This is a genomic window from Pseudomonas sp. AC083 (genome assembly GCF_979253165.1).
The window spans coordinates 1-255 of the sequence record NZ_CEEDDH010000225.1; the positions used below are offsets into that span (position 1 = coordinate 1).

Below are 255 nucleotides of genomic sequence, written 5' to 3' on the forward strand. Positions count from 1 at the left end.
CGGCTATGGCGTTTCGATGGGTGATCTGTTGATGGTTGCCGAAGACGTTGCGCAAGGTCGCTTGAGCCTGCCGTGGCCGACCGCCGTCGCCAGTGGCCTGAAGTATTACCTGGTGTGGCCGAAACCGCGTCCGGGAGGTGAACGTTTGCGCCGCCTCAGCGATTTTCTCCAAGGCGACGTCCGCGCCATGCAATTGCCGGCGGTAGAGCGCTTGAGCTGAATCGTTCGAGCCGGCACAATGCCACTACTGCGCCA

Annotated in this window: 1 protein-coding gene; it reads left to right on the forward strand. The window is 62.0% G+C overall.

The features are described 5' to 3' along the window. A partial coding sequence (locus AC0IXA_RS27785) for a LysR substrate-binding domain-containing protein (RefSeq protein ID WP_471814959.1) occupies positions 1–220 on the forward strand: 220 nt, incomplete at its 5' end. Between the last annotated feature and the right edge of the window lie 35 nt (positions 221–255).